Here is a 13,865-nt window from a genome sequence, read left to right on the forward strand (position 1 = left end):
AATATTCTCTCTGTTAATAGTCGGAAAAAATAAACACTTGTCCACCCTTATGGGGGGATATCTATGTTACCTGCCATCCGCTATCAGACAAGTAAATTTCGCAGTCAAAAGAGAAGAATTGAGAAATAAATAATAAGAAGGGAGCCATAAAGGCTCCCGTAAGCGCTTAACTGGCTTTTTTGATCAAGGGGAGGTCGAACGCTTTGCGCAACGCGCGGACAAACGCTTTGTCATGGCAGATGGTTTTACCCGGGCTGTCGGAGAGTTTTGCCACCGGCTTACCGTTACATTCCACCAGTTTGATGACGATATTCAGAGGTTTTACCTGAGGAATATCGCAGGTCAGACGGGTACCAATTCCGAAGCTCAGGTTCACACGGGTATTGAAATGGCGATAGAGGTCGACCGCTTTCGCCAGGTCGAGATTATCCGAGAAGACCAGCACTTTGCTCATCGGGTCAATGCCGAGTTTTTCGTAATGGGCAATGGCTTTCTCGCCCCATTCAACCGGATCCCCGGAGTCGTGCCGTAATCCCTGGTAACGTTCAGCGAACTCGGGACCAAAGTCGCGCAGGAAAGCATCCATCGTAATACAGTCGGTGAGGGCAATTCCGAGCTGATTCGGGTACTCTTCAAGCCATGCGGCCAGCGCCGCGCGCTGGCTGTTAGCCAGATCGGGGCTGATCTGCTGATGCGCCTGGAACCACTCGTGTGCCTGGGTGCCCATTGGCGTCAGGCTGAGGCGGCGTGCCAGATCGTAGTTGCTGGTGCCCACGAACCACGGCTCCTGCTGCAGACGTTTAACGATGGCCTCCTGAACGTCACGCGAGAAACGGCGACGCGTGCCAAAGTCCATCAGGCGGAAGCGGGACAAGTCCAGCCCTTCGGTCAGCGTGGAGAAGGCTGCGAGTTTATTTTCCAGCGCGGCGACCGCCTGCTCGACGCCTTTTTCCGGCGAACGGTAGCGGTGAGCCAGTTCACTGATCACCGCCAGAAGCGGCACTTCCCACATGATCACTTCCCGCCACGGACCTTCAAGGCGAATATCCAGCTTGCCGTTATCGTTAACCACGCTGACCTGCTCCGGCTTATAGCGGAAATCGCGCAGCCAGTTCAGGTAGTCGGCTTTGAAGAAAGGCAGGCCAGAAAGCCACTGATATTCCTCGTCCTGCAGCGTCAGATGCTGCATAGCATCGACCTGTTCACGAATGGCGTCTGCGTAGATACCGAGCAAGTCGTCGCCACGACAGCGGAATTCCGCCGCGACGTGAACGTCATAGTAATGGTGGAAAACGGCTTGCTGCATATGCAGTTTATACGCGTCGGTATCCAGCAACGTATGCAGAACTGGAGAAGCGAATTGAGTCATAGGTGCGCAGTAGCATCCTCTCACAGGAGCGTTTAGTACAATAAACAACTCCGGAGTATACCTTGTTTAGTGATTTATTGAACCCCGATCACAACATAAGCGCGTTTTATGGTCGAGGGCATTTTGTGCCCCGTGTTATACAAATGTAGCAAAAAAAGGTTTTGACCCTGAAAAGATGAACATTCTGCATAGCGCGATTTGCGCAACAGGAATATATTGAAACGTTACTCGACAAACGATGCATAAGGTTTTCTATGACACAACAGCCACAAGCCAAATACCGCCACGACTACCGTGCGCCGGATTACCAGATTAGCGAAATCGATCTGACTTTTGACCTGGATGCCACAAAAACCGTTGTCACGGCGGTGAGCCAGGTGACGCGCCATAGCGCAACTGCGGTGCCGCTGCGTCTGGATGGTGAAGACCTGACGCTGGTCTCCCTGCATATTAATGATGAAGCCTGGTCAGACTATAAAGAAGAAAACAACCAGCTGGTCATCGACAACCTGCCGGAACAGTTTACGCTGCGCATCGTGAATGAAATCAGCCCGGCCGCCAACACCGCGCTGGAAGGGCTTTACCAGTCGGGCGTGGCGCTTTGTACCCAGTGTGAAGCGGAAGGGTTCCGCCACATAACCTGGTATCTCGACCGTCCGGACGTCCTGGCGCGCTTCACCACCAAAATCATCGCCGATAAAACCCTGTATCCCTTCCTGCTCTCTAACGGTAACCGCGTAGGCGAAGGCGAGCTCGAGAATGGCCGTCACTGGGTGCAGTGGCAGGATCCCTTCCCGAAACCGTGCTACCTGTTTGCGCTGGTGGCGGGGGACTTCGACGTGCTGCGCGACACCTTCAAAACGCGCTCAGGCCGCGAGGTGGCGCTGGAGCTGTTTGTTGACTGCGGCAACCTTGACCGCGCGCCGTGGGCGATGACCTCCCTCATCAACTCCATGAAGTGGGACGAAGAGCGCTTCGGCCTCGAATATGACCTCGACATCTATATGATCGTCGCCGTCGATTTCTTCAACATGGGCGCAATGGAGAACAAAGGCCTTAACGTCTTTAACTCCAAATACGTGCTGGCGCGTACCGATACCGCAACGGACAAAGACTACCTTGATATCGAACGCGTTATCGGCCACGAATATTTCCACAACTGGACCGGTAACCGCGTCACCTGCCGCGACTGGTTCCAGCTGAGCCTGAAAGAGGGCCTGACCGTCTTCCGCGATCAGGAGTTCAGCTCCGATCTGGGTTCACGCGCGGTGAACCGCATCAACAACGTGCGTACCATGCGTGGCCTGCAGTTTGCTGAAGATGCCAGCCCAATGGCGCACCCGATCCGCCCGGATAAAGTCATCGAGATGAACAACTTCTACACCCTGACGGTTTACGAGAAGGGCGCTGAAATTATCCGCATGATCCACACCCTGCTGGGCGAGGAGAACTTCCAGAAAGGGATGCAGCTGTACTTCGAGCGTCATGACGGCAGCGCGGCCACCTGCGACGATTTTGTGCAGGCTATGGAAGATGCCTCTAATGTCGATCTCTCTCACTTCCGCCGCTGGTACAGCCAGGCCGGGACGCCGGTTGTCACCGTCAAAGACGATTACAATCCGGAAACCGAGCAGTACACCCTGACCATCAGCCAGCGCACGCCGCCGACGGCGGAGCAGGAAGAGAAATATCCGCTGCATATTCCGTTCAGCATTGAGCTGTACGATAACGAAGGCAAAGTCATCCCGCTCCAGAAGGGCGGCCACCCGGTACACCACGTGCTGAACGTGACTCAGGCCGAGCAGACCTTTATCTTCGATAACGTCTACTTCCAGCCGGTGCCTGCGCTGCTGTGTGAATTCTCCGCGCCGGTGAAGCTGGAATACAAGTGGAGCGATCAGCAGCTGACGTTCCTGATGCGTCACGCGCGTAACGACTTCTCCCGCTGGGACGCGGCGCAAAGCCTGCTGGCGACCTACATTAAGCTCAACGTAAACCGTCATCAGCAGGGCCAGCCGCTGTCGCTGCCTGTCCATGTGGCTGACGCGTTCCGCGCGATCCTGCTGGATGAGAAGATTGACCCGGCCCTGGCCGCTGAAATTCTGACCCTGCCGTCAGCGACTGAAATCGCCGAGCTGTTTGACATCATCGACCCGATTGCCATCGTGGCGGTGCGTGAAGCGCTGACCCGTACGCTGGCTGCTGAGCTGGCCGATGAGTTCCTGGCTATATATAACGCCAACAAGCTTGATGCTTATCGCGTTGAGCACGCGGACATTGGCAAACGTTCTCTGCGCAATACCTGCCTGCGCTATCTGGCGTTTGGTGAAACCGAGCTGGCGAACACCCTGGTGAGCAAGCAGTACCACGAAGCGGATAACATGACCGACGCCCTGGCCGCGCTGGGTGCAAGCGTTGCCGCTGAACTGCCGTGCCGTGATGCGTTAATGCAGGAGTACGATGACAAGTGGCATCAGGATGGCCTGGTGATGGACAAATGGTTCATCCTGCAGGCGACCAGCCCGGCGGCCGATGCGCTCAGCAACGTGCGCAGCCTGCTGAAGCATCGCTCCTTTACCCTGAGCAACCCAAACCGCGTGCGTTCTCTGATTGGCGCGTTTGCCAGCAGCAACCCGGCCGCGTTCCACGCCGAAGACGGCAGCGGGTATCAGTTCATGGTGGAAATGCTGACCGAGCTGAACAGCCGTAACCCGCAGGTGGCGTCGCGCCTGATTGAGCCGCTGATCCGTCTGAAACGCTACGATGCGAAGCGTCAGGCGAAGATGCGCGCCGCGCTTGAGCAGCTGAAAGGGCTGGAGAACCTGTCTGGCGATCTGTACGAGAAGATTGCTAAGGCCTTAGCGTAATAAAAAATTGCCCTGTGGGCAGGTAAAAGCAGAACGGCAACCTCGGTTGCCGTTTTTAGTGTTTTCTCCCCGTGGGAGAGGGCCGGGGTGAGGGCATCAGGCATTAGCCTTGGCTCGCTGTAACTCCGTCCCCCCGCGCTTCATCACCCGATCCAATACCTCAGCTTCCAGCTCCGCCAGCCTTGCCGAGCCCACGCGACGAGGCCGCGGAAGATCCACCGTCAGATCCAGACCTATTTTCCCGTCCTCTATTAACAGCACCCGGTCAGCCATCGCGACGGCCTCGCTCACGTCATGCGTCACCAGCAGTACCGTAAAGCCGTGCGCCTGCCAAAGGGATCCAATCAAATCCTGCATTTCGATCCGCGTCAGGGCGTCGAGCGCGCCGAGCGGTTCATCAAGCAACAGCAGGCCCGGACGGTGAATCAACGCCCGCGCCAGCGCCACGCGCTGCTTCTGCCCGCCCGAGAGGGCGGCAGGCCATTCACCCGCACGATTTTCCAGCCCAACGGCGGCCAGCGCCTGGCGGGCTTCATCCCGCCAGCTGCCCTTAAGACCGAGCCCGACATTGTCGATAACCGTTTTCCACGGCAGCAGGCGTGCATCCTGAAACATCATGCGGGTATCGTCCTGAATATTCGAAAGCGGCGTCGTTCCTGCCAGAATGTCACCGCCGTTGGGGGCTTCCAGCCCGGCCAGAAGTCGTAGCAGGGTACTCTTGCCGCCGCCGCTGCGCCCGACAACGGCCACAAATTGTCCGGCGGGAATATGCAGATCCAGCCCGTTAAGAATGGTGTTTTCGCCGTAGCGTTTGGTCACGCCGTTCAGCAGTAACGGCGTTCCCTGGTTCAGTCGTGCAGTATTCATGCTTTCGCCTCCTGAAGGGTATAGGCCGGGTTCCAGCGCAGCCAGCTGCGCTCCAGCCACTGAGCGCTGACGTCGGCGAGCTTGCCGAGCAGGGCATACAGAATGATGGCAACCACCACCACGTCCGTTTGCAGGAATTCGCGGGCGTTCATCGCCAGGTAGCCAATGCCTGAGTTGGCCGAGATGGTCTCCGCCACAATCAGCGTCAGCCACATCAGACCGAGCGCAAAACGTACCCCGACCATAATGGAGGGCAGGGCGCCAGGCAGGATCACGTGAATAAAGAGAGAAAAACCGGACAAGCCGTAGCTGCGCGCCATCTCGACCAGACCGCGATCGATATTGCGGATGCCGTGCCAGGTGTTGATGTAGATCGGGAACAATGTGCCCAGCGCCACGAGGAAGATCTTGGCGCTCTCATCAATACCAAACCACAGGATAACCAGCGGGATCAGCGCCAGATGCGGCACGTTGCGCAGCATCTGAATGGAGGTATCCAGCAACCGCTCGCCCCAGCGGGAAAGGCCGCTGATCAGGCCCAGAACCAGACCGATGCTGCCGCCGATGGAAAACCCAATCACGGCGCGCCAGGAGCTGATCGCCAGATGCTGCCACAGCTCACCGCTGACGCTCAGCGACCAGAAAGCTTCTACGACGCCCTCCGGAGAGGGCAGAATGCGGCTCGACAGCCAGCCGGTGGACGACGCGAGCTGCCAGAGAGCCACAATGCCGACGGGTAAAAACCACGGCGCGGCGCGCAGCAGCCATTTTTGGGAGGTGGCAGACATGGTCACTCCTTAGCTCTGTGCGGCTTTGCGTGGAATAAACTCGTTCGCCACGGCTTCGCCCTGAAGCTGAAGCCGCTGCGGCTGCGGAATCTCCGGGATGGCGACATCCAGATGCGGGAATAACAGCTCGCCCACCTTGTACGCCTCTTCCAGATGCGGATAACCGGAGAGAATAAAGCTGTCGATACCCAGGTCTGCGTATTCATTAATCCGGGCGGCTACGGTCGGTCCGTCGCCGACCAGCGCCGTGCCCGCACCGCCGCGCACCAGGCCAACGCCCGCCCACAGGTTCGGGCTGATCTCCAGGTTCTCGCGCTTGCCGTTGTGCAGGGACGCCATTCGGTGCTGTCCGACGGAGTCGGTTTTCGCAAACGCGGCCTGCGCCCTGGCGATGGTCTCATCGTCCAGGTGGGAGATCAGGCGGTCGGCGGCCTGCCAGGCTTCTTCATTGGTTTCCCGCACAATTACGTGCAGGCGAATGCCGAAGCGCACCTTGCGACCATGGGCGGCCGCCTTAGCGCGTACCTGGGCAATTTTTTCTTTCACCAGCTCAGGCGGTTCGCCCCAGGTCAGATAGAGATCGACCTGCTCTGCCGCCAGATCCTGGGCTACGTCCGACGATCCGCCAAAATAGAGCGGCGGTCGCGGCTGCTGCACCGGCGGGAAGTAGAGCTTCGCGTCACGAACGTGAATATGCTTGCCTTCAAAGGTGACGGTTTCACCTTCCAGCAGATGTCGCCAGACGCGGGTGAACTCGGCGGAAGCTTCGTAGCGCTCGGTATGGTCGAGGAACACCCCATCGCCCGCCAGCTCCTGCGGATCGCTGCCCGTCACCAGGTTAAACAGGGCGCGGCCGTTGGACAGCCTGTCCAGCGTTGCCGCCTGACGCGCCGCCACGGTGGGGGAGACCACGCTCGGGCGTAAGGCAACCAGGAACTTCAGACGCTGGGTGACCGGGATCATCGACGCGGCGACCAGCCAGGCATCTTCACATGAACGTCCGGTCGGGATCAGCACTCCGGTGAAACCGATTCGGTCCGCCGCCTGCGCAATCTGCTGCAGGTAGCCGTGGTCAACCGGGCGCGAGCCCTCTTCTGTACCAAGATAGTGTCCATCACCGTGGGTGGGTAAAAACCAGAAAAGATTCAGACTCATGATTTAGCTCCTTCTTTGCCTGCGGGCTGCCAGATGCGTTCGCGAATAGTGACCTGTTTTGGCACCAGGTGGTTTTGATAGAAAAGGTCAGCCGTTTGTTGCTGAAGCGCGGCGACGTGCGCGTCCACGGGCGTAATGGTGGTCGGCGGACGGTGGTTGAGATAGCTCGCGATCACCGGCTCAGGTAAGCCCATGGTTTTCGCCAGCAGGGCAATGCTCTCCTGACGCTGGGTCTGGGTCAGCGCATCGGCCTGGGTAAAGGTATCCAGTACGCCCTGGATAAATGCGCCGTTCTTTTCCGCATAAGGACGCGCGGCCAGATAGAACGAGCCGGTCTGCTTCAGCGTGGTACCGTCTTTCAGCACGCGAACGCCGCCCTGCAGCAATGCGGCGGAGTAGTACGGATCCCAGATGGCCCAGGCATCAACGTTCTTCTGCTGGAACGCGGCGCGGGCGTCGGCAGGCGTCAGGTAAACGGGCTGAATGTCAGTGAACTTGAGCCCGGCTTCCTGCAGGGCACGCAGCAGCAGATTGTGCGAGCTGGAACCTTTCTGGAAAGCCACTTTATGCCCTTTGAGGTCCGCGACGCTTTTAATGTCGCTGTTTTCAGGCACCAGGATCACTTCGGCCTTCGGTTTGGGCGGCTCAACGCCAACATAGACGAGGTCCGCTCCCGCCGCCTGGGCGAATATCGGCGGAATATCACCCGTGCTGCCGAGATCGATACTGCCGACGTTCAGGGCCTCCAGCATCTGCGGGCCAGCCGGGAATTCCACCCAGGAGAATTTGGTGTCCGGGAAGCGTTTTTCCAGCAGCTGGTGGCTTTTCGCCAGCACCATGCTGACGCTGCCTTTCTGATAGCCAATGCGCAAACTTTCCGGAGCCGCTTCTGCGGCATGGGCCAGCGAGCTAAGCGCCATCAGACCTGCCAGTCCGATGCGGGTTAACGTTTTAAACATGTGCGACTCCTTGAGGCTGACCAAACGCCGGGGCCTGGATATCCCGGCGGTGCAGGGCATGCCAGAAGGTTTCCAGGGCAGTATCGAGGCGGGTTTGCAGGTTCGGCGTAAAATGAGGTTTATGTTGATAATCGATAACCTGGGAGTCATCTGCGAAAACGCCGTGGAGGATCTCCTGCGCTTTCAGCGCGTTCAGCACCGGCTTCAGGGCATAATCCACGGCCAGTAAATGGGCAACCGTACCGCCCGTTGCCAGCGGCAGCACGACTTTGCCGTCCAGGGCGCGTTCCGGAAGCAGATCGAGCAGGGTTTTCAGCGCCCCGGAAAAAGAGGCTTTATAAATAGGCGTGGCCACAATTAAGCCGTCAGCGCCGTTAAGCTGCTCGATGAGCGTTTTTAGCGCTGGGCTGTCGAAGCGGGCGTAGAGCAGATCTTCAGGTTCGAAGTTATGCAGGTTCCAGTGGCACACTTCCACATCCAGGGCATTGAGTTTTTCGCGGGCATATTCCAGCAGGGCGCTGGAGCGCGAAGGGAATCGTGGACTTCCGGCCAGGGTAATGACGCGCATACTTCCTCCTTATAACCAATTGTTTGCTTTTATCTAACATTCATAACAATTTTCAGGAGTGTGACACCGCGCGGTTATTCCATTAAATGATTTATCTGCAATTAAAATGCGAAAAAGTGCATAAGAAATAGACGGGGAGGTAAACGATTGCGTTTTACGCTGATTTTTTGCCGCAGGTCAATTCCCTTTCGCGCGTGGATCGCCCATAATCCCCTCCCGGTTTGCACACCGGGAATCCAGGAGAGTTCATGTACTACCCCTTCGTTCGTAAAGCCCTTTTCCAGCTCGACCCTGAGCGCGCTCATGAATTTACATTCCAGCAATTACGCCGTATTACCGGAACGCCGCTGGCCGCTCTGGTGCGTCAGAATGTGCCGGAAAAACCTGTGCAGTGCATGGGTCTGACCTTTAAAAATCCGCTGGGTCTGGCGGCCGGTCTGGACAAAAATGGCGAGTGCATTGATGCCCTGGGCGCGATGGGCTTTGGCTCCATTGAAATCGGTACCGTCACGCCGCGCCCGCAGCCGGGAAATGACAAGCCGCGCCTGTTCCGCCTGGTTGAAGCCGAAGGGCTGATCAACCGCATGGGCTTTAATAACCTCGGTGTTGATCACCTGGTTGAGAACGTAAAAAAAGCCCATTTTGACGGAATATTAGGCATCAATATCGGTAAAAATAAAGACACGCCGGTAGAGCAGGGTAAAGATGACTATCTGATTTGTATGGAAAAAGTCTACGCCTATGCCGGTTATATTGCGGTGAATATTTCTTCACCCAATACTCCGGGTCTGCGTTCTTTACAATATGGCGAAGCGCTGGACGATCTTCTGAGTGCCATTAAAAATAAACAAAATGAACTCCAGACGATCCACCATAAATATGTTCCGGTCGCGGTTAAGATCGCCCCGGATCTTTCTCCTGAAGAATTGATCCAGGTTGCCGACAGTTTGGTTCGCCATAATATTGATGGTGTTATTGCGACCAATACCACTCTCGATCGTTCCCTCGTGCAGGGAATGAAAAACTGTGACGAAGCGGGTGGGTTAAGTGGACGTCCGGTGCAATTAAAAAGCACCGAAATTATTCGCGCCCTGTCTGCAGAATTAAAAGGACGTCTGCCGATTATTGGCGTCGGCGGCATTGACTCAGTGATTGCTGCGCGCGAGAAGATGGCGGCAGGTGCGTCACTGGTGCAAATCTATTCCGGCTTTATTTTTAAAGGACCGCCGCTGATTAAAGAAATCGTTACTCATATCTAATCTTTTCTCTTAATCAGACAACCAGGGCTTTATTTCCAGCCCTGGTTGTTTTATATTCCGTCACTGTTGCTTATTTAGTCATTATAGTCTTTTATTAATGGTGTTATAAACGAGGCGGCAAACAGGACATTTTTAGTACAGGACGTTTGGGGACGGGAGAGACACATGCGAATTAAACCTGACGATAACTGGCGCTGGTATTTTTGCGACGAGCATGACCGAATGATGCTCGATTTAGCCAATGGCATGTTGTTTCGTTCTCGTTTTGCCCGCCGAATGTTAACCCCGGATGCATTTTCCCCGTCGGGCTTTTGCGTTGACGATGCGGCGCTTTATTTCTCCTTTGAAGAAAAATGCCGCGATCTGGTGCTCTCTAAAGAGCAGCGTGCCGAGCTGGTATTAAATGCGCTGGTGGCTATCCGCTTCCTGAAACCGCAAATGCCAAAAAGCTGGCATTTTCTTGCGCATGGTATGAGCTGGACCCCGGCAACGGGTGACGCGGCCAGCGTCAATCTGAGCGATACCGCAGAAGAGGTGAGCCTGCTGGTGGTTGAGCCAGGCGAAAATGCTGCGCTCTGCCTGCTGGCGCAGCCCGGCGTAACCATTGCCGGGCGGACGATGCAGCTTGGCGATGCCATTAAAGTGATGAACGACAGGCTGAAGCCGCAGCTGCGCGTAGATTCCTTCAGCCTTGAACAGGCGGTTTAAGCTTCCAGCTGTACGGACGTTTTCGGTATGCAGCTACAGCACAGAATTGTGCCGTCATTTCCAATTGCCGATTTTTTCAGCGCACTGACCTCTCCATCCACCAGCCTGATGCGGCAGCATCCGCAAATGCCTGCGCGACAGGAATAGGGTACGCGAATACCTGCCTGCTCCAGTTGCTCAAGTAATACCTGCTGGTTGTTGCCACGGATGACGTTGCCCTGCCAGTGAATATCTACCGCAGAGGCGGCATTCGTCACAACGTCGAGCATTTCTTCTTCCTGACCTGAGCCGTACGCTTTTGCAGGCCCTCGGGCAAGAATTTCTACCTCATCACCGACGCGGATTGCGCCGCTGGAGCGCGGGATCAGGTTCTGGCCGAAATCCACATCGCCGTTATCCTGTGCGGTGCGGAACGACTGCAGCGTCTTCAGCGGTTCGCCGGAAGGGTGCTTCTGGCCTTTCTCAGGGCTCACCGTGGTGAAAATGCAGCGGCTGCAGGGTTTTACGACATCAAAGATGACGCTGCCGATGCGGATCACTTTCCAGGTGTCTTCTTCCCAGGCGTCGGCACCCGTAACCACCAGGTTCGGACGGAACTGTTCCATCTGAACGCTGGCCTTGCAGCGGCCTTGTAAATCACGCAGCGAGGCTTCGTTAGTCAGCAGGAACGGGAAACCATCGGCGAAGGAGAGGGGAACGGCGTCGTGGCGCTTCACGCGACGCGTCGGTTCAGGACCTACCCAGCGCAGCTGCACGTCGCGGGAGAAGAAACCGCTCAGCCAGCGGTTAATCTCATCCGGGGCGATTCGCGCGGTAAAATGATTGCCCCACACTTCCGTTGGCGCATCGACAGGCGCAAAATCAGCAAAGCGAATGACTGCGCTGGAACCGTCCGGCGCGGTAAGGTGCAAACCGTCATGAAGCGGGGAAGGGGTAAAGCGAACCATCTGCGGGAACTGGCGTGCGGTAATGAACGTGCCGTCAGGCTCGGTGACCATAAAAATACGATCGAAGGCGAATCCGCTCATGTCGGCCAGCGCGTGAGAGACGCCGATGCCGCGCATGGATTTCACCGGATGAATAAAAAGCCTGGATAACGTCGCCACTGCACACTCCCACAAATGAAAATAAGCCTTCAACTTTATGACATACACGCCATATTAGCTATAATGCGCGACAATTTTCTAAGAGTAAAAGTGACGATATGAATTCTCTGTTTGCCAGTACGGCCCGTGGGCTGGAAGAGCTGTTAAAAACTGAACTGGAAAGCCTGGGCGCGCAAGAGTGTCAGGTGGTTCAGGGTGGTGTCCATTTTGAGGGCGACACGCGGCTTATTTACCAGAGCCTGATGTGGAGCCGTCTGGCGTCGCGCATCATGCTGCCGATGAAGGAGTGCAAGGTCTATAGCGACCTGGACCTCTATACCGGCGTACAGATGATCGACTGGACAGAGATCTTCACGCCCAATGCCACCTTTGCGGTGCATTTCAACGGCGTGAACGACGAGATCCGCAACAGCCAGTACGGTGCCCTGCGCGTAAAAGACGCCATTGTGGACTGCTTTACGCGTAAAAATAAGGAACGTCCGAACGTCGATCGCGAAAATCCGGATCTGCGTATTAACGTCTGGCTCAACGGCGACACGGCGAGTATTTCTCTCGATCTGAGCGGCGCGGGCCTGCACCTGCGCGGCTACCGCGATCGTACCGGTATGGCGCCAATTAAAGAAACCCTGGCTGCCGCTATTGTGATGCGCTCCGGCTGGCAGCCGGGCACGCCGCTGCTCGATCCGATGTGTGGTTCCGGTACGTTGCTGATTGAAGCGGCCATGCTGGCAACCGACCGCGCGCCGGGCCTGCATCGCGGTCACTGGGGCTTTAAAGGCTGGGCCCAGCACGACGAAGCGCTCTGGAAAGAGGTCAAAGATGACGCGCAAACCCGCGCGCGTAAAGGTCTGGCGGAGTACACCTCCCACTTCTACGGTTCGGACAGCGACCCGCGCGTAATCGAACGCGCGCGCAGCAACGCCCGTCGCGCCGGTATCGGCGAGCTGGTCACCTTCGAGGTGAAAGACGTGGCGAATCTGACCAACCCGCTGCCAAAAGGTCCGTACGGTACCGTGATCAGCAACCCGCCATACGGCGAGCGTCTGGACAGCGAGCCGGCGCTGATTGCCCTGCACAGCCTGCTGGGCCGCAATATGAAGGACTACTTCGGCGGCTGGAACCTGTCGCTGTTTAGCGCCTCGCCGGAGCTGCTGAGCTGTCTGCAGCTGCGTGCCGATCGCCAGTTTAAAGCGAAAAACGGCCCGCTGGACTGCGTGCAGAAAAACTACCATCTGGCGGAGAAAGCGGCGGACAGCAAGCCATCCAGCGTGGCGGAAGATTACGCCAACCGCCTGCGCAAGAACCTGAAAAAATATGAAAAGTGGGCGAAGCAGGAAGGGATTGAATGCTACCGCCTGTACGACGCCGACCTGCCGGAGTACAACGTGGCGGTTGACCGCTACGCGGACTGGGTGGTGATCCAAGAATATGCGCCACCGAAAACCATTGATGCGCAAAAAGCGCGTCAGCGCATGCTGGACGTTATCGCGGCCACCATCGCCGTGCTCGGCATTGCGCCGAACAAGCTGGTGCTGAAAACGCGCGAGCGTCAGAAAGGGAAAAATCAGTACCAGAAGATGGGCGAGAAGGGCGACTTCATCGAAGTGGGCGAATACAACGCTCGCCTGTGGGTGAACCTGACAGACTATCTGGATACCGGCCTGTTCCTCGACCACCGTATCGCCCGTCGCATGCTGGGCCAGATGAGCAAGGGCAAAGATTTCCTCAACCTGTTCTCCTATACCGGCAGCGCGAGCGTGCATGCGGGTCTGGGCGGCGCGCGAAGCACCACCACGGTGGATATGTCCCGCACCTATCTGGAGTGGGCGGAGCGCAACCTGCGTCTTAACGGGCTGACCGGACGTCAGCATCGTCTGATGCAGGCCGACGTGCTGGGCTGGCTGCGTGATACTGACGAGCAGTTCGACCTGATCTTTATCGATCCGCCGACCTTCTCCAACTCCAAGCGCATGGAGGATAGCTTTGACGTTCAACGCGATCACCTGCGCCTGATGACCGACCTGAAGCGCCTGCTGCGTAAGGGCGGTACCATTATGTTCTCGAACAACAAACGCGGCTTCCGTATGGATCATGACGGCTTAGCAGCCCTGGGACTGAAAGCACAAGAAATCAGCCAAAAAACGCTGTCTCAGGACTTTGCCCGTAACCGTCAAATTCATAACTGCTGGTTGATTACCGCGGCCTGAAAGGAAAAATAA

At 56.9% G+C, this 13,865-nt stretch carries 11 protein-coding genes; 4 read left to right on the plus strand and 7 right to left on the minus strand.

Annotation, left to right across the window (positions count from 1 at the left end; genetic code table 11):
* Positions 1-166: 166 nt before the first annotated feature.
* The gene (pncB, locus tag USF70_RS03205) at positions 167-1,369 is read right to left on the minus strand and encodes a nicotinate phosphoribosyltransferase (protein ID WP_033145108.1); all 1,203 of its coding nucleotides are present in this window, start codon (positions 1,367-1,369) and stop codon (positions 167-169) included.
* 254 nt (positions 1,370-1,623) lie between these two features.
* Between pncB and pepN the strand changes: the two genes are divergently transcribed.
* Positions 1,624-4,236, plus strand: coding sequence for an aminopeptidase N (gene pepN, locus USF70_RS03210; protein ID WP_320735265.1), 2,613 nt, complete (start codon positions 1,624-1,626; stop codon positions 4,234-4,236).
* 96 nt (positions 4,237-4,332) lie between these two features.
* Here the strand turns inward: pepN and ssuB are convergent, their stop codons facing one another.
* Genes ssuB through ssuE form a run of 5 tightly spaced genes read right to left on the minus strand, consistent with a single transcriptional unit; the run spans position 4,333 to position 8,573 of the window.
* Positions 4,333-5,103, minus strand: a complete 771-nt coding sequence (ssuB, locus tag USF70_RS03215) for an aliphatic sulfonates ABC transporter ATP-binding protein (protein WP_032658179.1) — start codon at positions 5,101-5,103, stop codon at positions 4,333-4,335.
* Positions 5,100-5,891, minus strand: a complete 792-nt coding sequence (gene ssuC / locus USF70_RS03220) for an aliphatic sulfonate ABC transporter permease SsuC (protein WP_023311016.1) — start codon at positions 5,889-5,891, stop codon at positions 5,100-5,102. The genes ssuB and ssuC overlap by 4 nt, the downstream gene beginning before the upstream one ends.
* A gap of 9 nt (positions 5,892-5,900) precedes the next feature.
* Positions 5,901-7,046 carry an FMNH2-dependent alkanesulfonate monooxygenase gene (gene ssuD / locus USF70_RS03225; RefSeq protein ID WP_210867292.1) on the minus strand — a complete coding sequence of 382 codons (1,146 nt, stop codon included), beginning with the start codon at positions 7,044-7,046 and terminating at the stop codon, positions 5,901-5,903.
* Positions 7,043-8,005, minus strand: a complete 963-nt coding sequence (locus USF70_RS03230; protein WP_033145112.1) for a sulfonate ABC transporter substrate-binding protein — start codon at positions 8,003-8,005, stop codon at positions 7,043-7,045. Before USF70_RS03230 ends, ssuD begins: the two co-directional genes overlap by 4 nt.
* Positions 7,998-8,573, minus strand: coding sequence for an NADPH-dependent FMN reductase (gene ssuE / locus USF70_RS03235; RefSeq protein ID WP_023335146.1), 576 nt, complete (start codon positions 8,571-8,573; stop codon positions 7,998-8,000). Before ssuE ends, USF70_RS03230 begins: the two co-directional genes overlap by 8 nt.
* Positions 8,574-8,821: 248 nt before the next feature.
* Between ssuE and pyrD the strand changes: the two genes are divergently transcribed.
* A complete protein-coding gene (gene pyrD / locus USF70_RS03240; RefSeq protein WP_023311019.1) occupies positions 8,822-9,832 on the plus strand; it encodes a quinone-dependent dihydroorotate dehydrogenase in 1,011 nt (336 codons plus the stop codon).
* 165 nt (positions 9,833-9,997) lie between these two features.
* On the plus strand, positions 9,998-10,540 hold the full coding sequence (gene zapC, locus USF70_RS03245; protein WP_023311020.1) for a cell division protein ZapC: 543 nt from the start codon (positions 9,998-10,000) through the stop codon (positions 10,538-10,540).
* Here zapC and USF70_RS03250 read toward each other — a convergent pair.
* The gene (locus USF70_RS03250) at positions 10,537-11,646 is read right to left on the minus strand and encodes a YcbX family protein (protein ID WP_320735266.1); all 1,110 of its coding nucleotides are present in this window, start codon (positions 11,644-11,646) and stop codon (positions 10,537-10,539) included. The two genes, zapC and USF70_RS03250, sit on opposite strands and share 4 nt — an antisense overlap.
* Positions 11,647-11,744: 98 nt before the next feature.
* Between USF70_RS03250 and rlmKL the strand changes: the two genes are divergently transcribed.
* Positions 11,745-13,853 (plus strand): bifunctional 23S rRNA (guanine(2069)-N(7))-methyltransferase RlmK/23S rRNA (guanine(2445)-N(2))-methyltransferase RlmL, encoded by a 2,109-nt coding sequence (gene rlmKL, locus USF70_RS03255; RefSeq protein WP_320735267.1) that lies wholly within the window; start codon positions 11,745-11,747, stop codon positions 13,851-13,853.
* The last annotated feature ends 12 nt before the right edge of the window (positions 13,854-13,865 follow it).

This window comes from Enterobacter sp. 237C8 (genome assembly GCF_034106865.1).
Classification (GTDB): domain Bacteria; phylum Pseudomonadota; class Gammaproteobacteria; order Enterobacterales; family Enterobacteriaceae; genus Enterobacter; species Enterobacter asburiae_B.

Bases quoted from the DNA above. Each gene is read 5' to 3' on its own strand.
- pncB (WP_033145108.1), bottom strand. From the start codon at position 1,369: ATGACTCAATTCGCTTCTCCAGTTCTGCATACGTTGCTGGATACCGAC.
- pepN (WP_320735265.1), top strand. From the start codon at position 1,624: ATGACACAACAGCCACAAGCCAAATACCGCCACGACTACCGTGCGCCG.
- ssuB (WP_032658179.1), bottom strand. From the start codon at position 5,103: ATGAATACTGCACGACTGAACCAGGGAACGCCGTTACTGCTGAACGGC.
- ssuC (WP_023311016.1), bottom strand. From the start codon at position 5,891: ATGTCTGCCACCTCCCAAAAATGGCTGCTGCGCGCCGCGCCGTGGTTT.
- ssuD (WP_210867292.1), bottom strand. From the start codon at position 7,046: ATGAGTCTGAATCTTTTCTGGTTTTTACCCACCCACGGTGATGGACAC.
- USF70_RS03230 (WP_033145112.1), bottom strand. From the start codon at position 8,005: ATGTTTAAAACGTTAACCCGCATCGGACTGGCAGGTCTGATGGCGCTT.
- ssuE (WP_023335146.1), bottom strand. From the start codon at position 8,573: ATGCGCGTCATTACCCTGGCCGGAAGTCCACGATTCCCTTCGCGCTCC.
- pyrD (WP_023311019.1), top strand. From the start codon at position 8,822: ATGTACTACCCCTTCGTTCGTAAAGCCCTTTTCCAGCTCGACCCTGAG.
- zapC (WP_023311020.1), top strand. From the start codon at position 9,998: ATGCGAATTAAACCTGACGATAACTGGCGCTGGTATTTTTGCGACGAG.
- rlmKL (WP_320735267.1), top strand. From the start codon at position 11,745: ATGAATTCTCTGTTTGCCAGTACGGCCCGTGGGCTGGAAGAGCTGTTA.